This is a genomic window from Paraburkholderia sp. J67, from assembly GCF_905220265.1.
GTDB lineage: Bacteria > Pseudomonadota > Gammaproteobacteria > Burkholderiales > Burkholderiaceae > Paraburkholderia.
Genome location: NZ_CAJMZK010000035.1, coordinates 16,560 through 36,903, shown reverse-complemented (window position 1 = coordinate 36,903; position 20,344 = coordinate 16,560). Strand labels below are relative to the sequence as shown.

Annotated in this window: 21 protein-coding genes; 8 read left to right on the top strand and 13 right to left on the bottom strand. The window is 67.0% G+C overall.

What is annotated here, in order from left to right:
* Positions 1-48 precede the first annotated feature (48 nt).
* The 3 genes from U5782_RS36620 (at position 49) to flgL (ending at position 4,397) form a co-directional block, all read left to right on the top strand.
* Entirely contained in the window at positions 49-804 is a 756-nt protein-coding gene (locus tag U5782_RS36620; protein ID WP_322048741.1) for a flagellar brake protein, read from the top strand.
* A gap of 306 nt (positions 805-1,110) precedes the next feature.
* Positions 1,111-3,141 carry a flagellar hook-associated protein FlgK gene (gene flgK, locus U5782_RS36615; RefSeq protein ID WP_322048740.1) on the top strand — a complete coding sequence of 677 codons (2,031 nt, stop codon included), beginning with the start codon at positions 1,111-1,113 and terminating at the stop codon, positions 3,139-3,141.
* Between the two features lie 14 nt (positions 3,142-3,155).
* Entirely contained in the window at positions 3,156-4,397 is a 1,242-nt protein-coding gene (gene flgL / locus U5782_RS36610) for a flagellar hook-associated protein FlgL (RefSeq protein ID WP_322048739.1), read from the top strand.
* Between the two features lie 111 nt (positions 4,398-4,508).
* Here flgL and fliR read toward each other — a convergent pair whose 3' ends face one another.
* The 13 genes from fliR to fliF form a co-directional block, all read right to left on the bottom strand.
* A complete protein-coding gene (gene fliR / locus U5782_RS36605; protein WP_322048738.1) occupies positions 4,509-5,300 on the bottom strand; it encodes a flagellar biosynthetic protein FliR in 792 nt (263 codons plus the stop codon).
* A gap of 54 nt (positions 5,301-5,354) precedes the next feature.
* On the bottom strand, positions 5,355-5,624 hold the full coding sequence (gene fliQ / locus U5782_RS36600) for a flagellar biosynthesis protein FliQ (RefSeq protein WP_322048737.1): 270 nt from the start codon (positions 5,622-5,624) through the stop codon (positions 5,355-5,357).
* A gap of 11 nt (positions 5,625-5,635) precedes the next feature.
* The gene (gene fliP / locus U5782_RS36595; RefSeq protein ID WP_415914475.1) at positions 5,636-6,514 is read right to left on the bottom strand and encodes a flagellar type III secretion system pore protein FliP; all 879 of its coding nucleotides are present in this window, start codon (positions 6,512-6,514) and stop codon (positions 5,636-5,638) included.
* The gene (gene fliO, locus U5782_RS36590) at positions 6,515-7,108 is read right to left on the bottom strand and encodes a flagellar biosynthetic protein FliO (RefSeq protein WP_322048736.1); all 594 of its coding nucleotides are present in this window, start codon (positions 7,106-7,108) and stop codon (positions 6,515-6,517) included.
* Positions 7,105-7,581, bottom strand: coding sequence for a flagellar motor switch protein FliN (gene fliN, locus U5782_RS36585; RefSeq protein ID WP_322048735.1), 477 nt, complete (start codon positions 7,579-7,581; stop codon positions 7,105-7,107). Before fliN ends, fliO begins: the two co-directional genes overlap by 4 nt.
* Entirely contained in the window at positions 7,574-8,572 is a 999-nt protein-coding gene (gene fliM, locus U5782_RS36580; protein ID WP_322048782.1) for a flagellar motor switch protein FliM, read from the bottom strand. The genes fliN and fliM overlap by 8 nt, the downstream gene beginning before the upstream one ends.
* A gap of 45 nt (positions 8,573-8,617) precedes the next feature.
* Positions 8,618-9,121 carry a flagellar basal body-associated protein FliL gene (gene fliL, locus U5782_RS36575; protein ID WP_322048734.1) on the bottom strand — a complete coding sequence of 168 codons (504 nt, stop codon included), beginning with the start codon at positions 9,119-9,121 and terminating at the stop codon, positions 8,618-8,620.
* A 306-nt stretch (positions 9,122-9,427) separates the two neighbouring features.
* Positions 9,428-10,957 (bottom strand): flagellar hook-length control protein FliK, encoded by a 1,530-nt coding sequence (locus U5782_RS36570; RefSeq protein WP_322048733.1) that lies wholly within the window; start codon positions 10,955-10,957, stop codon positions 9,428-9,430.
* Between the two features lie 173 nt (positions 10,958-11,130).
* A complete protein-coding gene (fliJ, locus tag U5782_RS36565) occupies positions 11,131-11,583 on the bottom strand; it encodes a flagellar export protein FliJ (RefSeq protein ID WP_322048732.1) in 453 nt (150 codons plus the stop codon).
* Between the two features lie 29 nt (positions 11,584-11,612).
* Entirely contained in the window at positions 11,613-13,265 is a 1,653-nt protein-coding gene (gene fliI / locus U5782_RS36560) for a flagellar protein export ATPase FliI (protein WP_415914474.1), read from the bottom strand.
* Entirely contained in the window at positions 13,259-13,948 is a 690-nt protein-coding gene (fliH, locus tag U5782_RS36555) for a flagellar assembly protein FliH (RefSeq protein WP_322048730.1), read from the bottom strand. The genes fliI and fliH overlap by 7 nt, the downstream gene beginning before the upstream one ends.
* Positions 13,941-14,936 (bottom strand): flagellar motor switch protein FliG, encoded by a 996-nt coding sequence (gene fliG / locus U5782_RS36550; protein WP_027816082.1) that lies wholly within the window; start codon positions 14,934-14,936, stop codon positions 13,941-13,943. Before fliG ends, fliH begins: the two co-directional genes overlap by 8 nt.
* Positions 14,926-16,716 (bottom strand): flagellar basal-body MS-ring/collar protein FliF, encoded by a 1,791-nt coding sequence (gene fliF, locus U5782_RS36545; protein ID WP_322048729.1) that lies wholly within the window; start codon positions 16,714-16,716, stop codon positions 14,926-14,928. The genes fliG and fliF overlap by 11 nt, the downstream gene beginning before the upstream one ends.
* A 297-nt stretch (positions 16,717-17,013) precedes the next feature.
* On the opposite strand from fliF, the gene fliE reads away from it, so the two are divergent.
* The 5 genes from fliE (at position 17,014) to U5782_RS36520 (ending at position 20,318) form a co-directional block, all read left to right on the top strand.
* Entirely contained in the window at positions 17,014-17,349 is a 336-nt protein-coding gene (gene fliE / locus U5782_RS36540) for a flagellar hook-basal body complex protein FliE (RefSeq protein WP_322048728.1), read from the top strand.
* 157 nt (positions 17,350-17,506) lie between these two features.
* A complete protein-coding gene (gene fliS / locus U5782_RS36535) occupies positions 17,507-17,950 on the top strand; it encodes a flagellar export chaperone FliS (protein WP_322048727.1) in 444 nt (147 codons plus the stop codon).
* Positions 17,947-18,279 (top strand): flagellar protein FliT, encoded by a 333-nt coding sequence (locus tag U5782_RS36530; RefSeq protein WP_322048726.1) that lies wholly within the window; start codon positions 17,947-17,949, stop codon positions 18,277-18,279. The genes fliS and U5782_RS36530 overlap by 4 nt, the downstream gene beginning before the upstream one ends.
* Before the next feature lie 114 nt (positions 18,280-18,393).
* A complete protein-coding gene (locus U5782_RS36525; protein ID WP_322048725.1) occupies positions 18,394-19,938 on the top strand; it encodes a flagellar hook-length control protein FliK in 1,545 nt (514 codons plus the stop codon).
* Entirely contained in the window at positions 19,935-20,318 is a 384-nt protein-coding gene (locus U5782_RS36520) for an EscU/YscU/HrcU family type III secretion system export apparatus switch protein (protein ID WP_322048724.1), read from the top strand. The genes U5782_RS36525 and U5782_RS36520 overlap by 4 nt, the downstream gene beginning before the upstream one ends.
* Positions 20,319-20,344: the final 26 nt, after the last annotated feature.

Here is a 20,344-nt window from a genome sequence, read left to right as displayed (position 1 = left end):
GGCACCCTCCGAGGCGCGCCGGCATGTCCACGAAATTCCGGCAGGCCGATGAATACCGTTCAGTCGAATCAACAGGAAGAGTCCGGGGGCGAAGTTCCCGACTATGGCCGTCGCAACCCGCTCGAAGTCGGGGTGCAGTTGCGCAATCTCGCCAACCGAGGCGATTTCCTGACCTTGCAATACCGCGGGGGCCAACTGGTCACGCGCATCCTCGACGTCGATGCACGCGGACGTACGTTCGTGTTCGACTGGGGTGCGGTGGCCGAGCAGAACCGCGAGGTGCTGTCCCAGCAGGAATGCCAGTTCCATGCCTCGCCCGACGGCGTGCGCGTGGAGTTCACGACCGCCACGCCGCGCGAGACGACATTCGAAGGGCGTCCCGCCTTCGAAGCCCCGTTTCCGGAAGTGCTCTACTACGTGCAGCGCCGCGAGTATTTCCGCGTCGATACGCCCGTGATGGAGCCGTGCATCGTGCGCGGCGCGCTGCCGCTCGATGGCCAGCGCTTCCAGTTCGAGGTGCACGACATCTCGCTGGGCGGCCTCGGCCTGCGCACGACCGACGAACGCGCGGCGGCGCTCGACATGGGGCTGAAGCTGGTGGACGTGGAGCTGGAGCTGCGCGGTCACGGCACGCTGCGCGTCGATCTTGCGCTCGTGGTGCTGCGCTTCATCGATCTGCCCAATGGCGACCGGCGCTATCACCTCGGCCTGCGTTTCGAGACGCTGCCGGGCGCGGCGGAAAACAGCCTGCAACGCTATATCACGCAGCTCGAAATGAAACGGCGCGCGTTCCAGCGCGCCTGAACGAAGCGGCTGCCGCGGCGGCGACCTGCGTGGTCCGTCGTCGCGCAGACTGCCTCGCGGGCGGGCCCGGGTTCCGCCCTTTCGCGCCACACCTTTCGCGTGTGCCGCGCGCCCAGCCGATGCGCCACCCGAGTCCTGGGCGGCCGCCACGTCGCGCTGTCTGCGCCAAACGTTTTCCCCCTTGCATTTCCTTACCCATTTCGCGGCCCCGGAGCTTAATTTCGGCGCGGCGCTGCCGTTATTACGTAAGTTCACCCACGCGGCCCCCGACCGAGACAGCGGGCAGGCCGTCCATGAGGATTACGCATGTCCAACATCTTCTCGATCGGGCTCTCCGGCTTGCAGGCGGCGCAGATCGGCATCGCTACCGCCGGCGAGAACATCAGCAATTCGTCGACCGCGGGCTACAACGTGGAAAGCGCGGTGTTCAGCGAAGCGAATGGTCAGGCGACCAGCTCGGGTTACATGGGCGGCGGCGTCAACACCGCGACCGTGCAACGCGCCTATAGCCAGTACATCACGGCGTCGCTCAACACCGCCCAGTCGAGCAGCAGCTCGCTGACCGCCTCGTACACGCTCGCCACCCAGCTCTCGAACCTCGTGGGCAGCCCGACCTCGGGCATCGCTTCGTCAATCACGTCGTTCTTCTCGGGACTGCAGGATGTGTCGAATTCGCCGGATAGCAGCGCGGTGCGTCAGACCGCGCTCTCCGACGCGCAGACGCTCGCGGACCAGATCAACTCGGCCGGCGAGCAGTACGACTCGCTGCGCACGAGCGTGAACACGCAGCTCACCAACGCGGTTTCGCAGATCAACACGTACACGCAGCAGATCGCCCAGCTCAACTCGCAGATCGCCACGGCGACCTCGGGCGGGCAGCAGCCTAACCAGTTGCTCGATCAGCGCGACCAGGCCGTGTCGAATCTCTCGCAGCTGATCGGCGTGCAGGTCGTGCAGAACAGCAGCGGTTATAGCGTGTTCCTCGGCAATGGCCAGCCGCTCGTGGTGAGCGGCCAGAACTACAACCTGACGACCCAGGCGTCGAGCAGCAACCCGTCGGAGCAGACCGTCGCGTGGCAAGGCCTGCCGGGCTCCACCACCGCGGCGCAGCCGCTGTCCAGCGCGGCGCTCACGGGCGGCACCGTCGGCGGTCTCGTGTCGTTCATGCAGACCACGCTCGACCCGGCCGAAGCGCAGCTTGGCGCGATCGCCACGAGCTTCGCCGCGCAGGTGAACGGGCAGAACTCGCTCGGCCTCACGCTGAGCGGCACGCAGGGCGGCAACCTCTTCACGGTGGGCGCGCCGGTCGTTGCGGGCAACCTGAACAACACCGGTAACGCAACCGTTTCGGCCTCGCTCACGAACCCGGTCAACCCGCCGACCGACAACTACACGGTGTCGTATTCGGGCGGTACCTGGACGCTGACCGATTCGACCACCAACAAGGTGGTCAGCTCGCAGACCATGCAGCCCAGCGCGACCAATCCGCTCACGGGCGACGGCCTCTCGATCACGTCGAGCGGCACCATGAACGACGGCGATTCGTACTCGATCCAGCCGACCGCGGGCGCGCTCGACAGCTTCGCCGTGGCGACCTCGGATCCTTCGTCGATCGCGGCGTCCTCGCCGGTGCTGGTGTCGGCGACGACCGCGAACTCGGGCACCGCGAACGTGACGCAAGGCACGGTTGGCACGGGCTATTCGACCAGCGTGAACGCCAACCTGCCGGCCACGCTCACCTACGACTCGACGACGAATACGCTGACCGGTCTGCCCGATGGCACGACGGTGTCGATTACCGTACCGGGATCGACCGCAAGCACGAGCGTCACGATCGACAGCACGGCAACGCCGCCGGTGACGGGTATTCCGTACGACCCGACCACGGGCGACACCTACACGATCACGACCCTGCCCAATTCGACGGGTGGCAACAGCGTGGCGACGAATCTGAGCTTCACGATGTCGGGCACGCCCTCGAACGGCGACACCTTCACCATCGGCCAGAACACGAGCGGCTCGCAGGACGGCCGCAACGCGCTGGCGATGGCGAATCTCACCTCGGGCACGGCCTTCACCGACTCGCAGACGCTCACCAACGCGTACTCGAACTACGTGAACGCGATCGGCAACACGGCGGCCCAGTTGAAGGCGTCGAGCACCTCGCAGTCCTCGCTCGTCACGCAACTGACCTCGCAACAGCAGTCGATCCAGGGCGTGAACCTCGACGAGGAAGCGGCCAACCTGTTGCAGTACCAGCAGCTCTATCAGGCCAACAGCAAGGTGATCCAGACGGCGGCGTCGTTGTTCCAGACCCTGATCGGCATTTTCCAGTGAGGCGCTGACCAACCATGCGTATCGCGACTTCCCAGATTTACGCGTCGAGCCTCTCGACGATGGAAAACCAGCAGTCCCAACTGCTGGCGGTGCAACAGCAGATCTCGACGGGCGTGGCCATTTCGAATCCGGCGGACAACCCGCTGGGCGCGGCGCAGGCCGTGCAGCTCTCGGCCACGAGCGCGAATCTCACGCAGTACACGACGAACCAGAACATGGCGCTGTCGTCGCTGCAACTCGAGGATTCGACGCTCTCGAGCGTGACGACCACGCTGCAAAGCATGAGCCAGCAGATCCAGTCGGCCGTCAACGGCTCGCTCAACGACTCCGACCGCCAGGCGCTCGCCAAGCAGCTCGAGGGCGAACGCAACCAACTGCTCACGCTCGCCAATACCACCGACGGTCAGGGCAACTATCTGTTCTCGGGCTTCCAGAGCACCTCGCAGGTGTTCACGAACCAGTCGGGCGGCGGCGTCACCTACAACGGCGACCTCGGCCAGCGCACGGTGCAGGTTGCGGGCTCGCGCCAGATCGCCATCAGCGATACGGGCGCGGCGGTGTTCATGAGCGTGTCGTCGGTGGGCACCTCGGCGGTAGCGGCGGGTAATTCGGGCAACAGCGGCACGGGCACGATCAGCGCCGTCACGGTGACCGATCCGACTCAGGCGACCAACGGCCACAACCTCTCGATCCAGTTCGACGACTCGACCGGCTCGCTCACCTACACGGTGCAGGACAACTCGACCACGCCCCCTAGCGTGCTGTCGCAGGATCAGCCCTACACCGACGGATCGCCGATCGACCTCGGCAGCGGCATGAACGTGACGATCTCGGGCACGCCTGTAAAGGGCGACCAGTTTTCGGTGACGCCGGCCACGGCCTCGCAGAACACCAGCGTGTTTTCGAGCATCGACGCCGTAATCTCCGCGCTGCAAACCTCCGCGACCGGCAACCCGAGCGCGACCGCCAATCTGCAGAACGCGTTGCAGGCCGGTCTGACGCAGATCGGCAACTCGACGTCCAACGTCATCACGACGCAGGCATCGGTGGGCGGGCGCGAACAGGAAGTGAAGGCGCTGCAATCCGTCACGTCGACCAATTCGTTGCAGATCACGTCGAATCTCGACGACCTCGTGAGCACGGATACGGTGTCGGCCATCACGCAGTACGAGCAGATCTCGAACGCGTTGACGGCTTCGCAGAAGAGCTTTGCGACGACGCAGCAACTCTCGCTGTTCCAGTACATCAATCCTTGATGTAGCGCGCGGGTTTTCAGCGAAAAACGGCGGCAGGCCTTGGGGCCTGCCGCCGTTTTTACTCGTTAGTCAGCACAAAGGCGTTGCGCGCGGGAGTCGTGCCGCCGCCCCTCACGAAGCCGGTCGCAGCGCCGCCGCGACCCGCCCCATCTGGTCGAGTCCGCTATCGAACAGGCGGGAGAAGTAGGGAATCAGACTCGGCATCATCAGCTGGATCAGCAGCAGGCCCACGAGCATCGTGACCGCGAAGCCAATCTGGAACACGCCGATCTGCGGCGCCGCGCGATTGAGAATGCCGAGTGAGATATTGGTGATGAGCAGCGCCACTACCACCGGCAGCGAGAGCAGCAGCCCCGAATTGAACACCGTCGCGCCCCAGCCCACCAGCAATCGATAGCCGTTCGCGCCCAGCACATTGGCCGAAACCGGCACGCTCGTAAAGGTCTCGACGAGCGCGGCAATCATCTGGAGATGCCCGTCGAAGGCGAGAAACGCCAGCATGGCCATCATGTTGAACCACGACGACAGCGCGGGCGAGCTGGCATTGGACTGCGGATCGAAGAACGACGCGAAGCTCAGGCCCATGCCGGCGCCCATCAGGTCGGCCGCCGCCGTCACCACGGCGAACACCATCTGCATCACGAAGCCGAGCGCCACGCCGATCAGGAACTGGTTGACGAGGATCCATACGCCTTGCGCCGAAAACACCGTGGTCTGCGGCATCGCGCCGAGCGTAGGCGCGACGATCAAGGTGATAAAGCCCGCGAGACCGATCTTCACGCGCGTGGGGATCGCGCGGTTGCCCACCACGGGCGCGGTCGCGACCAGCGCGAGAATGCGCGTGAACGGCCACAGGAACGCGGTGAGCCAGAGATTGAGCTGCGCGTAGGTGACAGTGAACATCGCGTGGAAAGATGGGCGCGGGAAAGCGGCAGGGCGGGCGCGCAGCGCGCGCAATCAGGCCGCGAGGGCGGGAATGCTCGCGAACATGCGGTGCATGTAGTCGAGGATCGTCGTGAGCATCCACGGTCCGGCGATCACGAGCGTCACCGCAATCGCGACGAGTTTGGGAATGAATGACAGCGTGCTTTCGTTGATCTGCGTGGCGGCCTGGAACAGGCTCACCACGAGACCGACGACGAGCGACACGAGCAACAGCGGCGCAGCCAGCAGCAGCGCCACGTACATCGCTTCGTGCGAGAGCGTCATGACCATTTCGGGCGTCATCGTGTCTCTCCTCAGGTGAAGCTTTGCGCGAGCGAGCCGATCAGCAACTGCCAGCCGTCCACCAGCACGAACAGCATGAGCTTGAACGGCAGTGAAATGGTGGCCGGGGACACCATCATCATACCCATCGACATCAGCACGCTCGCCACCACCATATCGATGATGAGGAACGGGATGAAGATCGTAAAGCCGATCTGGAAGCCCGTCTTCAGCTCGCTGGTCACGAACGAGGGCACCAGCAGCGTGAGCGGCACGTCCTCGGGGCCTTGCATGGGCTGTGCGTGCGAGATGCGCGCGAAGAGGGCGAGATCGGCCTCGCGGGTCTGGCGCAGCATGAAGGTCTTGAACGGCGCGACGCCGCGCGTCACGGCTTCGTCCATCGGCAGCGTGCCGGCCGCGAACGGTTTGTAGCCGTCGTTATAGGCCTTGTCGAGCACCGGCGACATGATGAACAGCGTGAGAAAGAGCGCGAGGCCCACGATCACCTGGTTGGGCGGCGTGGTCGTCGTGCCCAGCGCCTGGCGCAGCAGCGAGAGCACGATGATGATGCGCGTGAAGCTCGTCATCATCAGCACCATCGCGGGCAGGAACGACAGCATCGTGAGCAGCAGCATCGTCTGCACGCTCAGCGAGTAGGTCGTACCGCCGCCGGGGCCTGGGCTCGTGTTGAACGCGGGCAGACCTTGCGGCTGTGCGGCCTGGGCGTGCGCGAGATGCGGCAGCATCATCGCCACGGCGGCCAGCGCGATCAGCAGCGCGAGCGGCAGGGCCATGTGTGCGAGGCGAGCCTTGAGTCTCGCGAGGAAAGGGGGTGTCGACGTCACGATCGAAGGGGATTGCGCGCGAGCGGGTGCGGCCGCCATCGCGTCGGGAAGGGAACTGCCGTGCATTTACTGCGCTCCGCCGTCGTGACGTTTGAATCGTTTGCCTGCTTCCTGCTTCAGCGCGTCACGAAAGCGCTGTCCGAAGCTGCCCTGAAGGGCGGGGCCTGCCGCTGCATTGGCCGCATTTGCCACATTGGCCGCGCCGGGCAATTCGCCCGCCGGCATGGTGTGCAGCAGCCGCACATTGCCGGGCGCCGCGCCGAGCACGAGCCAGGTGTCGCCGATCTCGACCACCGCCACGCGCTCCTTGCCGCCGAGCGACGCGCCGCCAACGGTCTTCACCAGCGCGTTCTTCGGGCCGTGCTGCAAGCCGAGGCGCCGCGCGAGCCACGCGCAACCAAACACCACGCCGATCACCAGCACGAGACCGAACACGGTCTGCAGCACTGCGCCGAAACCGAGCGACGGCACCGCGCTGCCCGTGACCACGGCGGAGGCGGCCGAAGCCGAGCGCGCCGCCTGGTTGATCGCCTGAAGGTCGGCGGCGTGAGCCGCGACGCTGCCGAGCGAAACCAGCGAGATCAAAGACCGCAAGGCAAAGGCCGGCGCGCGCAGCCGGGCGGCGAGGCGCGGCGTGCCGGGTACGACCTGGGGGTTCATCGGTTCAGCTTCCGGATCCGTTCGGACGGCGTGATGATGTCGGTCAGGCGGATACCGAACTTGTCGTTCACGACCACCACTTCGCCCTGGGCGATCAGGCAGCCGTTCACGAGCACGTCCATCGGCTCGCCCGCGAGGCCGTCCAGCTCCACCACCGAGCCCTGCGCCAGTTGCAGCAGGTTGCGGATGGCGATCTTGGTGCGGCCGAGTTCGACGGTCATCTGGACGGGAATGTCCAGGATCATGTCGATGTCGTTGCGCGTCGAGTTCTGATCGACCTTCGAAAGCGGCTGGAACACGGCCGCAGGCGCCGCGGCCGGTGCGTCGTTGCTGTTTTGCTCGGCGAGCGCTGCTGCCCAATCGTCCATCGCCATCTCGTCTTCTGTAGTCGTTGCGTTTGCCTGCGCTGCCTCTTCCTTGCCCGGTTCCACTACCGGTTCTTCGTCCGCGCTCTTGCCGTTGACGTCACTCATATCCACCTTCCTTCATCGTGTCGGCTGCGCTGATCATTTTCTGGACCCGCAACGCGTATTGACCATTGAAAATCCCGTAGCCGCACTCCATCACCGGCACGCCGTCGACCTTCGCGACGATGTGCTCGGGAACGTTGATCGGCAAGACGTCGCCTTTCTTCATGTTCAGGATCTGCTCGAACGTGATGGGCACCTGGGCGAGATCGGCGGTGAGTTCCACCTCGGCGGCCTGCACCTGCTGCGAGAGCACGCGCACCCAGCGGCGGTCCACGTCGAGCACTTCGCCTTGCAGCGGCGAGGCCAGCACGTCGCGGATCGGCTCGATCATCGAGTAGGGCATGCAGATGTGCAGCGTGCCGCCGGTCGGGCCGAACTCGATCGAGAACTGCGTGACGATCACGATTTCGTTGGGCGTCGCCACGTTGGCGAACTGCGTGTGCATTTCCGAGCGCACGTATTCGAAGTTCAGCGGCCGCACGCTCTTCCAGGCGGTCGTGTAGTGCTCGAAGACGAGGTTCAGCAGCTTGCTGATGATGCGCTGCTCGGTCTGCGTGAAGTCGCGGCCTTCGACGCGCGTATGGAAACGCCCGTCGCCGCCGAACAGGTTGTCGACCACGAAGAACACCAGATTCGGATCGAACACGAACAGCGACGTGCCGCGCAGCGGCTTCACGTGGACGAGGTTCAGGTTCGTCGGAATCGGCAGATTGCGGGTGAACTCGCTGTACTTCTGCACGCGCACCGGACCCACCGAAATTTCGGCGGTACGGCGCATGAAATTGAAGATGCCCACGCGCAACAGACGCGCGAAACGCTCGTTGATGATCTCGAGACCGGGCATCCGGCCGCGCACGATGCGTTCCTGCGTCGCGATGTTGTACGGCCGCACGCCCTGCTTTTCAGCCTGGCTCGATTCCGTGTCGACTTCGCCGGTGACGCCCTTGAGGAGGGCATCGACCTCCTCCTGCGACATGAACTCGTCGTGACCCATGCTCATGATGCCAAGTCCTCGAATGACTGCGTGCTGTGCATGCGCTTATTGCACGACGAATTCGGTGAAGAGGACGTCCTCGACCTTGGCGGGCTCGGCGCGCGGATCGGACGGCTGGGCGATCAGTTTCGCCAGTTCGCCCGCGAGGGCGCGCTTGCCGTCGAGCGGCGCGAGATCGGACGGATTCTTGTTCGACAGCGCGAGCAGCACGCGGCTGCGGATTTCAGGCATGCGCGCGACGAGCGCGTCCTGGGTCGCCTGGCTGTCGAGCTTGAGCGTGAGGCCGATGCGCAGGTAATGCGTTTCGCCGTCGTCGGATTGCAGGTTCACCGTCATCGGTTCGAGCGCGTAGTAAACGGGCACGGCCGGCGGCGGCGGCGCGCTCGCGGTCGGGGCGCTGGCCGCATGGCGCGACATGAAGAACCACACGCCCGCGCCGGCCGCGCCGGCGGCAATGATCGCGATGATCACGATGAGAAGGATGCGCTTCAGCGGTCCGGGTTTGGAGGCTTGCGGGGCGGGTTGCTGGTTTGCGGTCGTGGTCGCCATGTCGGTCGTGAGCCTGAATAGTGCGAATCTGGTGCTTATTGGTTTCGGGAATGTGCGCGATGCGTCGTTGGCGTCGCGCGGCATTCATTCCGGCAGCCTGCATTGTTCCGGCTTTTGCCTTACAGCGATGGGAGGAATAGACGGGAGATTTCCGGCTATCTCGTGGCTTTGTGCCGGTGCGGGGAGGGGGAGCGTAGCAGGAAGGCAGGGAGCCGGCGAGCCCCCTGCGGGATGTGGTGTGCGCGGCGCCCGATGCGCCCGGCGGCGGGCTTGCCTTCGGTGCGCTTCGGGTCGCCCCGGCGTTGCTTAAGCGAAGGTGTCGATCAGGCCCACGGTGCGGGCGGTGGCCGTGGTGGCGGCGCTGCTCGCCACGTCGTCCACACCGCCGGTCTGGCCGACGCTGGAGGTGCCCGAGCGCGACGAGCGCGAACTGCCGCCCGAGCCGCTGCCGCTACCGCTGTCTTGCTGCGCCTGCTGATTCATCTGGCGCGAGAAGCCGTCGCTCACGCTCGCGCTGCCAAGGCCGATGCCGTTTTCCTGCATCTGCTCGCGCAGCTTCGGCAGGGCTGCCTCGACGGCCTCGCGCACCTGCTGGTGCTGCGAGACGAAGAGCGCGTGCGCGTGGTTGTCCGCGACCTGCAACACGACCTGGAGCGGACCGAGGTCCTTCGGGTTGAGCGTGAGTTCCGCCGATTGCTGGTGCGCGTTCGACAGGAACACGACCTTCTGGCTGAGCGCGTCCTCCCAGTCCGAGGTGCCCACCTGCGGCGAAAGCGTGGACGATGCCGCGGCCGCTGCGGCAGTCGGGTTGGTGGCGGCGCTGGCCGCCTGGGTGGCCTGTGCCTGAGCGGCGGCGGCCGCCGCCTGGCTCGCGGCGAGCGCGTCCGTGACGGTGTTCGAGGCGCTCGATACGACGCTCTGCGTGGTGGCCTGGGCGGCCGCGGCGAGCGCCGAGGTGGCGCTTTGCGCGGTGGCGTCGGGCGTCGCGGCGGTCAGGGTTTTCGCCGCGGTGCCCGTGGCGTCGCTCTTGTCGTCGATGGCGGTGCCGAGCGCTTTCGACTTCGCCTGCGCGCCCAGATGCGACGCGAAGCTGCTGGCGATGCTCGCGCCGCCCGAGGCCGCGGTGGTGTCGGTGGCGGTGCTGGCTGCGCCGTGTGTGCTCAGGGTGGCGGCGCCGTTGCGCAGCGAGTTGAGCGCGGCGCTCAGTGCGTCGCTGACCGATTTCGGCGCGGTGCTGGTGGCGCCGCTGGCACTGCCATCCGCCGTCGTGGCGGACGCTGCCGCCGCCGCTGCCGAAGCGACGCTGGCGAGCGTGGCGTCGGTGCCGGCCTGGGTGGGGTCGTCGCTGCCGTCGCCGCTCGGGTCCTGGCCTTGTTGCGCTGCCTGCTGCGCTTGTTGCGCCTGCTGGGCCTGGGCCGCGGCTGCGGCGCCGGCCGCGTCGGCCTGTTGTTGCTGTGCCTGCGCGTCGTCGGCGCGGTGATCGGTGCGGCTGGCGTGCTGCGTTCCATGCGTGGACGAGCTGCTGCCCGACGACTGGCTCGACTGCGTGGACTGCGAGGATGAACTCTGCGAGCTTTGCGAATTCTGCGACGCATTCGCGCTGTTGTTGGCGCTGTTCCAGCCCTGCGCGTAGGCCTGCGAAGCCGAGGCGTTCGACTGCGCGGCTTGCTGCTGGACGGCCTGCTGGTTATTCGCCGCGTTGTTCGCAGCCTGCGCGGCCATGCTCTGCTGGAGCGTCTGCGCGAAACCCTGACTCGCCTGGTTGGCGGTGGAATTGCCGCTGGTCGCGGAATCCGCGGAGCCGAACAGCGAACTGATTGCGGAAAGAAGCGACATGAGGTCTGCCCCGGAAATCTTGATCGGTGTAAGTCGCGACGCCCGTCGATGAGTCCGGTGCGGGCGCCGACGTCAATTTATGTGAGTGCGAGCCGTCACGGCCAGGCCGTGCAGATGCTGCGGACGAATGCGGCTCAAGAGTGCAGCTCAAGAGTGCGGCTCAACAACGCGGCTTACGAATGCTGAGACGCCCGCATGCGCATCGCGCGGGCGGCGAACTCGTCGGAATCGCGTTGTTCGCGTTTGGCCTCCACGCGCGCCTGCACGGCTTCCTGACGCGTTTGCAGCACTTCGTACGAACCGAGCTTCTGCTTGGTGCGCGCCCACTCGGGCTTGGCGGCTTCCACGCGCTGGGTCGCCTGGTCCAGCAAGCGGCGCTGCTGTTCGATGGCGGCGTCGAGCGTGTCGATGAACGCCTGGAAGTTGCGCACATTGCCCGCGGCCATGCCGGCGCGCGCGGACTCGGTGAAACGCACGTGGTACTCCTCGCGGTAGTCGATCAGCGCCTTGAGCTGCTTTTCGACTTCGCTGCGCTCGCGCTGCACGCGCCCGAGGCGCTGCGTCGCGGCGTCCACGTCGTCCTGCGCCAGGCCGATGAGGGTTTGCAACGCGGTCTGTTTCGTCATGTCGTCGTTCCTCGCTCAGTTGGGCCGCGTCAGGCGCGGCCCGCTCCTTGCCCATTGCCGAGCAGCGCGCCTAGCATGCCGACGCTCTGGTCATAGTTCGCCGTTTCCCGGAACCCTTGTTGCAGGAAGGCTTCGATACGCGGATACAGCGCGATCGCCCGGTCGAGCACGGCGTCGCGTCCGCTCACATAAGCGCCCACATTGATCAGGTCGCGGTTGCGCTGGTAGCGCGACAGCATCTGCTTGAATGCGCGCGTCTGGTTCAGATGCTGGTCGTCGATCAGCGCGGTCATCGCGCGGCTGATCGAGGCCTCGATATCGATGGCCGGATAGTGCCCCGCTTCCGCGAGCGAGCGCGAGAGCACGATGTGGCCGTCCAGGATCGCGCGCGCCGAGTCGGCGATCGGGTCCTGCTGGTCGTCGCCTTCGGTCAGCACGGTGTAGAACGCCGTGATCGAGCCGCCGCCCTCCGGGCCGTTGCCGGTGCGCTCGACGAGCGCGGGCAGCTTGGCGAACACCGAAGGCGGATAGCCCTTGGTCGCGGGCGGCTCGCCGATCGCCAGCGCGATCTCGCGCTGCGCCATCGCGTAACGCGTGAGCGAGTCCATCAGCAGCAGCACATGCTTGCCCTGATCGCGGAAATATTCGGCGAGCGACGTCGTGTAGGCGGCCGCCTGCATGCGCAGCAGCGGCGAGACGTCGGCGGGCGCGGCCACCACGACCGAGCGCGCCCGGCCTTCCTCGCCCAGGATCTGCTCGATGAATTCCTTGACTTCGCGGCCCCGCTCGCCGATCAGGCCGATCACGATCACTTCCGCGCTGGTCGCGCGCGCCATCGTGCCGAGCAGCACCGACTTGCCGACGCCCGAGCCTGCGAACAGGCCCATGCGCTGGCCGCGTCCGACCGTGAGGAGCGCGTTGATCGCGCGCACGCCCACGTCGAGCACCTTGTGGATCGGCTCGCGATTCAGCGGGTTGATGACGGGCGCGGTGAGCGGCGCGTCGGCTTCCGTGTTGAGCGGCCCGAGGCCGTCGAGCGGCTTGCCCGAGGCGTCGACCACGCGGCCGAGCATGCCCCAGCCGACCGGCAGACGCTTGGCGCCCGCCATCGGGTCGGCGATCGGCGCGCTTTCCAGCGGCCACACCCGCGCGCCGGGCAAGAGGCCCGCGACTTCGGTGGTCGGCATCAGAAAGAGTTTGTCGCCCGCGAAGCCGACCACTTCGGCTTCGGCCATCGAGAGCGAACTGCCCATCGGCAATTCGATCATCACTTCTGCGCCCACGGCGAGGCGCAGCCCCACGGCTTCGAGCACGAGGCCCGCCGCGCGCGTAAGACGCCCGCAACCGCGCAGCGGCAACGCAAGGGCGTTGCGCGCGCGTACGCTGTTCAGATGCGCGTTCCAGGCGCCCAGATGCGGATTGCCCGGGTCGTAATTGGCGGGCGGCACGTAGGGCGGGATCTCCGCGCGCTCGGCGTCGCCCGCAGCGGCGGCTTCATCGGCTTTCAGCGCTTCGCCGGCCGCGTCCAGCGCTTCCTCGTCGCCCAGCAGCACGCCAGCGGTTTGCGCCGCGTCATGGGCGCCGGGCCCGAACGACGCGAGCGCCAGCTCCTGTTCGAGCGGCGTGAGGCCACCCGTGTGGATGGCCTGCTGCACGGTCTGGTGGAGCGTCGGATTCACCACGGCCGCGCCTTGCCGAGCGCCGCCGATACGCGCTCCCAGCGCGTCGCGATGCTCGCATCGGTTTCGCCCGTCGCCGCCTGGGCGCGGCAGCCGCCGCGCTCCAGCGTGACGTCGGTGCGCACGGTCCAGCCGCGCGCCTGCAAGTCTTCCATCAGATACGCCTCCACCACCGGCAGATCGGCGGGGCTCACCACGAGTTGCGGCGAGCCGGACAACTGCGGCTCATGCGCGAGCACTTCGCGTGCCGCGGCCAGCAGCGCCGTCGGGTCGTGCTGCACATGCTGGCGCACCACCTGCTGCGCGATATCGAGAGCCAGTTCCACGAGCGTCTCGGCCACGCCGGCCTCGACGGTTTGCAGCGCGTCCGAAAAGCGCTGGGCGAGCTGCGCCAGCTGCGTAGCCTGCGCGCGCGCCAGTTCCAGACCTTGCTCGAAACCCTGCTTCTGGCCCTGGTCGTAGCCCGCCTGGTAGCCGAGCGCCTGGCCCGCTACGTGGCCGGATGCGAGGCCTTGCTGGTGGGCGTTGTCGCGCAGCTGCTGCAACTGCGCGGCGAATGCGGCTTCCTCGTCGGGCGAGGGCGGCGGCGGGGGCGGGGGCGGCGGGTCGAACGACGCCATCTCCCAGCGCTGGTACGCCGAGCGGGCGCGCCGCTGCGCCGCTTCTTGCGTGGCTTCGTCAGACATATGCGTCTTCCGCCTTGCCGCCTAGAACGATCTGACCGCTCTCGGCGAGGTTGCGCACGATTTGCAGGATACGCCGTTGCTGCGCCTCGACTTCCGAAACGCGCACGGGGCCGCGCGCGTCCAGATCTTCGGCGAGCAGTTCCGCGGCGCGCTGCGACATGTTCGCGAGGAACTTCTGGCGCAGTGCGGGCGGGGCGCCCTTGAGCGAAATGATGAGCGACTCCGACTCCACTTCCTTGAGCAGGAGCTGGATCGCGCGATCCTCGAGATCGAGCAGGTTTTCGAACACGAACATCTGGTCGATGATCTTCTGGGCGAGCTCGGCGTCGTACTGCTTGACGTTCTCGATCACGCCTTCTTCGTGCTGGCTCGTCATGAAGTTGAGGATTTCGGCGGCCGTGCGGATGCCGCCCATCGGGCTGCGCTTGAGGTTGTCGCTGCCCGAGAGCAGGCCCGTCAGCACATCGTCCAGTTCGCGCAGCGCCTGCGGCTGGATGCCGTCGAGCGTCGCGATACGCAGCAGCACGTCGTTACGCAGACGCTCGGTGAAGCACGAAGCGATCTCCGACGCCTGGTCGCGGTCGAGGTGCACGAGAATCGTCGCGATGATCTGCGGGTGCTCGTTCTTGATCAGTTCCGCGACCGAGCCCGAGTCCATCCACTTCAGGCCCTCGATGCCGCTCGTGTCGCCGCCCTGCAGGATGCGGTCGATCACGGCGCCCGCCTTGTCCTCGCCGAGCGCCTTGGTCAGCACGTTGCGGATGTAGTCGTTCGAATCGAGCGAGAGCGCCGTGTGCTGCTCCGCTTCCTTGACGAACTCCTGCAGCACGACGTCGATTTCCTCGCGCTTGACGTTCTTCAGCGCAGCCATGGCGGCGCCGATCTTCTGCACTTCGCGCGGCCCGAGGAACTTGAAGACCTGAGAGGCCTCTTCCTCGCCGATCGACATGAGCAGCAGTGCGCTCTTGACGGCTCCTTCAGCGCTCATCGTTCACCCAGCTCTTGACAACGGTTGCGACAATTTTCGGATCCTGGCGCGCGATGTTGCGGGCGAAATCCAGGTTGCGTTCGAACTTGTGTTTCTCGCTTTCGAGGGCGAGGAGGGCCGGATCGCCCTCGATCTCGCCACCCGTGCCTTCGATCTTCTCGACCTGCGGCAGGCCGTCGAGCAGCAGCGGTTCGCTGTCGCCGCCCAGCGCCGGCGCGGCGACCGGCTGCGGCGGCGGGAAGGCGCGGCGCAGCGCCGGCTTCACCATCACGAAATAGAGGAACAGGGCCACGACGCCAATGCCGATCCACGTCGCGATCTGCTTGGCGAGCGCGAGGATGTCCGGCTGGCGCCACCACGGCAGGTTGGCGTTCGGATCGACGTCCTGCTGGAACGCGGCGTTGACGACGTTCACCGAGTCGCCGCGCTTCGCGTCGTAGCCCATCGCGTCCTTCACGAGCTGTTCGATCTGGGCGAGCTTCTGCGCGTCGAGCGGTTGCATCGTCGCGTGGCCCTTGGCGTCCACCTTCGGCTGATAGTTCACGATCACGGCCACCGACAGACGCTTGATGTCGCCCGCCGCCTGCTGGAAGTGGCGCACGGTCTTGTCGAGCTCGTAGTTCGTGGTGGTGTCGCGGTGATCCGAGATCGGCGTCGAGGAGCCCGAGCCGCTCGCGCCCGCCGGGGCGTTGATCGGCGCCGAAGCCGGTTGCGGCGGCTGGTTCGACAGCGCGCCCGGCACGCCGCCCGCGCTCGTCTGCGCGGAGTCTGTCGCGATGCTCTGCTGCTGGCTGCGTACCGAGGCCTGCTGCGGGGTGCCGTTCGGGCCGTAGTTCTCCGAGGTCTGTTCGAGATGCGAGAAGTCGAGGTCGGCACTCACCTGCGAGCGCGCGTTGCCCGCGCCGAAGAGCGGCGCAAGGATCTGGTCGATGCGCGACTGCGTGTCGTGCTCGACCTGGCGCACGTACTTGAGCTGCGAGGCGTCGAGACCGGCGGCGGTCGCGCTTTGCGTGAGCAGGTTGCCGTCCTGGTCGACCACGGTGACGTTGCGCACCGGCAGGTCGGGCACGGCCGAGGCGACCATGTGCGTGATGGCGGCCACCTGGCCGTCGTCGAGCACGCGGCCCGGATACAGGTTGACGAGCACGGACGCCGACGGCGCTTCGCGATCGCGCACGAACACCGAAGGCTTGGGGATGGCCAGATGCACGCGCGCGGACTTCACGCTCTGGATCGACTGGATCGTTTGCTCGAGTTCGCCTTCGAGGGCGCGCTGGTAGTTCACCTGCTCGGCGAACTGGCTGATGCCGAACTTCTGGTTGTCCATCAGCTCGAAGCCGACCGAGCCACTCTTGGGCAGGCCCTGCTGGGCGAGGCGCAGGCGCATTTCGCCGACCTGGTCGGACGGCACGAGAATCGCGCCGCCGTTGTCGGAGAGCTTGTAGGGCACGTTGGCGGCCTGCAGCGCGGTGATGATCGAGCCGCCATCGCGATCCGACAGGTTGCTGTAGAGCACCTTGTAGTCGGGCGCGCGCGACCAGAGGATCAGACCGGCGACCACGGCGACGAGCACCGCCACGGCGATGATGAGCGGCGCGCGCGGGTTGCCGCGCACGCTGCGCAGCGACGAGAGCGAGCCGAGGCGCTGCGCGAAGCCGCCGCCCAGGTCCTCCGCGCCGCCGGGCATGGCGCCGCCCGCGTTGGCGCCTGTGGCGCCGCCGCTGGTGGCGAGGCCCATGCGGGCGTCGGGGTTGATCAAAGAGTTGGCAGACGAATCCATGCGACGGGTATCTCCGGGAGACTTGCATGTCCCGTCGCAGTCCAAAAAGACAGACGCACGACGGAGACTTTCACGACAGGGATTATCCGGAGCCCGTGACAACCCGATTGCGCGAATAGAGCCGGGTTTTCCCCCTAGTTTCGGGGCTTTCGGAAATAGCCCGCTGCTATGCTCTCGACCAGACCCGGAATTGTGCAGACAACTCGGGTCCTGGCGGGCGAAAAGCCCACCGTGCGGGCCGGACCGGGGCCGCACGGGAAGCCGCCCCCAAGCACACACTTTTTTCGTGGAGCAAACATGACTGTGCCAGTCAACCCACTCACGTCGGCCCTCGCGCAGATGCAGGCGATGGCCACGCAGGCGGCAAGCGCCACGGCCGCGGCCGACGGCGCCTCGGGGGCGGCGACCGCGGGCGAATTCGCCTCGGCGCTCAAGGCATCGCTCGACAAGATCAGCGGCGACCAGAAAAAGGCCGTCGGCGAGTCGCAGGCGTTCGAGCTGGGGGCCAGCAACGTGTCCCTCAACGACGTGATGGTCGACATGCAGAAGGCCAATATCGGCTTCCAGTTCGGGCTTCAGGTGCGTAACAAGCTCGTTTCGGCCTACACCGACATCATGCAGATCCAGGTGTAAGCGCGAGTAAGAATGCGCGTGCCCATGCACCTGTGCGCCATGTTCATTAAAGCTTCTCGCTTCTCCTTCCGATAACCCGGCTAGAACCGGCTCGCGCGACAAGGCAAAGGGCCGGATGCACCGTATCCACAGCCGCACGTTTGAAGGAGAAGCGCCGATGTTTTCCCCTGCCCAGTCTGGAGCTAACGCCTATGCACGTGTGGGTGTCGAAACGGGGGTGATGGGCGCGAGTCCGCACAAGCTGATCGCGCTCCTTTACGAAGGTGCGCGCAAAGCGATTGCACAAGCCCGCATGCATTTGCAGGTGGGCAACGTGGGGCCGCGTGGAGAGGCGATCGGAAAGGCCATCCGGATCGTGGAAAGCGGGCTTCAGCTGGCGTTGAACGTCGAGGCGGGAGGCGAGATCGCCCAGCGCCTGAACGCTCTTTACAGTTACATGACGCGACGTTTGCTCGAAGCGAATATTCAACAGAGCGAGTCCATGCTGGTCGAAGTCGATGGCCTGCTGGCAACGCTCGAGGAAGCCTGGTTGGGGATTGGGCCGGAAGTGGCGAGGATGGCGCAGGCCTCCGGACCATCGTCCGGCTCATTGACGAGATGAGTTCGATAGCAGACTACTTCGCCCGCTATGAAGCGATCGCGACGGTCTCGGGGCAAATGCTCTGCGCCGCGCGCGACGCACACTGGAACGAGTTGATTGGCCTTCAGGAGGAATACCGGCAACTCGTTGACGCGCTCAAGAGCGCAGATTTCGGCGTGCGCCTGAGCACCGCCGAGCGCACGCGTAAATATGAGCTGATCCGGCAGATCCTCGCCGACGACGCCGCCATTCGCGATCTCGCGAGTCCGTGCATGGCGCGCCTGTCGGCGCTCTTCCACGGCACCGCGCAGCCCGCGCGGGTGCTTCAGGAGATGTACGGGGCGCGCTGACTGACGGCGCTTTGATGCCGGCCGGGTCAGGGCAGTTCGATCCACCACCACGCAATAGACCACGCCGCGCCGCTCGCAAGAGGCGGCCGACGCTACACCAGGCCCACGCTCGGCATGAACGGAATCGACACCAGCGCCGCGTCGCTACTCGCGAGCCGCATCGGCGCGCTTGGGCCGACCGGCGCGCAAGGCAGCGCCGGCACCGCGCAGACGGGCGTGTCCGCGCTCGCGGGCGGCGCCGTCACGCTGCCCGACGCACAGAGCGCCGACTCGCCGCAGGCGTCGGCGCAGACGGTGCTGTCGACGGTCGCGCTGGCGCTCGATGCGATCATCCGCTCGGGTGGCGAAGCCACGCCTGCCGTGGTCGGCCGCGCGCCTGTGTGGGCCGATCCGGATGCCGACGCGACGGATAGCGCCGATGCGCAGTCGCTGCCGCTGCCCGGGCTGTCGACGCCGGGCAGTCCCGCCAATGCTGCCGATACGGCGAATGCGGCAAGCGCCGCCGTGCAGGCGCTCGAAGCGGCGCTGCTCGCGGAAGTCGAGGCGCAAGCCGGGCTGGCGGCGGGGGCTGACGGCACCGATGGCAGCGACGGCACCAATGCAGCGAACGGCGCCACGGCGCCGGCCACCCCCGCTTCGCAAGCCGCTCAGGGCACACAGACTACGCAGGGCGCCGCGCTCGCGACGCAAGCGGGACCGGTCGCGGCGCTGGCCGCCTCGCTCGCGCAGACCGTGGCGTCGAGCGGCCTGTTCTACGAATCCCACCTGGCCCAATGGCTGCGCGGCCAGCGCACGCCGGGCGAGCTCGCCGACGAAGCCCAGAACCGCCTGACCGGCGGCGCACAGTTGCAACTGGACTGGAGCGCGTCCGCCGACGACATCGACGACGTGTTCTGGACCGATCTGCCGAACGCCGCCCAGCAGGGCGCGCGCAATGCCGCGAATGCATCGAACGCCGCGCCTGGCGCGCAGATGCCGTTCACCTCGCGCGGCGCCGAAGCCAATGCCGCTGCGTTTGCGCAGGAAGCCGTGCGGGGCAATGCGGCCTCGGCGTTCGGCGACACCTTGCTGCCCGCGGTGCATACGCCGCCCGGCGGCGCGGGGGCGGCCGCGGGCGTCCACGAAGCGCTGCTGCCGCTCGTGCGCCAGCAACTCGACCTGCTCGCGACCGGCGAATTCCGCTGGACCGGCGAAGCGTGGCCGGGCGTGCGCCTCGACTGGACCATCCAGCCCGACGAATACGACCCAGGCGAGCCGCGCGGCGGACGCAGCGCGGACGAGGACGCCACGCCGTGGCACACGCGCCTCACGCTCGCGCTGCCGTCGCTTGGCACCGTGGACGCGGAACTCACGCTCACTGGCTCGACGCTGGCCGTGCGGGTGCAGGCGAGTCCTGGCGGCGCGCAGCGCCTCACCGACAACAGCGAAGCGCTGCGCGGGCGTCTCGAAGCACTGGGGCTCGCGGTTGCGGGACTCTCGATCCGCGAGATCGGCGGTGGAGCGGCGCAGGCGAGCCCAGCGGACGCCGCGCGCGCCGCCGACGCTTACGCGCGCACTGCCGCGGCCCAGGCTCACGACGCCCATGCGGCCGAAGCTGCCGCAGCGACGGCTGCCGCAGCATCGGCTGCCGCTGATTCAACCGACTGGGAGCGTGGATGAGCCGCACGAGCCGCAAGAGTGCCGCCGCACTCGCTTACGACGATCCGGTCTCGCGCGACGGCGCGCCGCGCGTCGTGGCGAAGGGCTATGGCCTCGTCGCCGAGATGATCGTGCAACGCGCGAAGGAAGCTGGCCTCTACGTGCACGAGGCGCCGGAGATGGTGTCGCTGCTGATGCAGGTCGATCTGGACTCGCAGATTCCGCCGCAGCTCTATCAGGCCGTGGCGGAACTGCTCGCCTGGCTGCACGGGCTCGAAGCCGCGGACAGCGGCGCGAAGACCGCCGCCGCAAAGGAGGCGCAAGGGGCGCAGAACGGCAACGTGCCCGACGCCAAGGCGCTCAAGATCAATCCGTTCCGCTTTCCGGCTCTCACGCGTTAATCCGTGAATGCGCTGACGTGACGTAG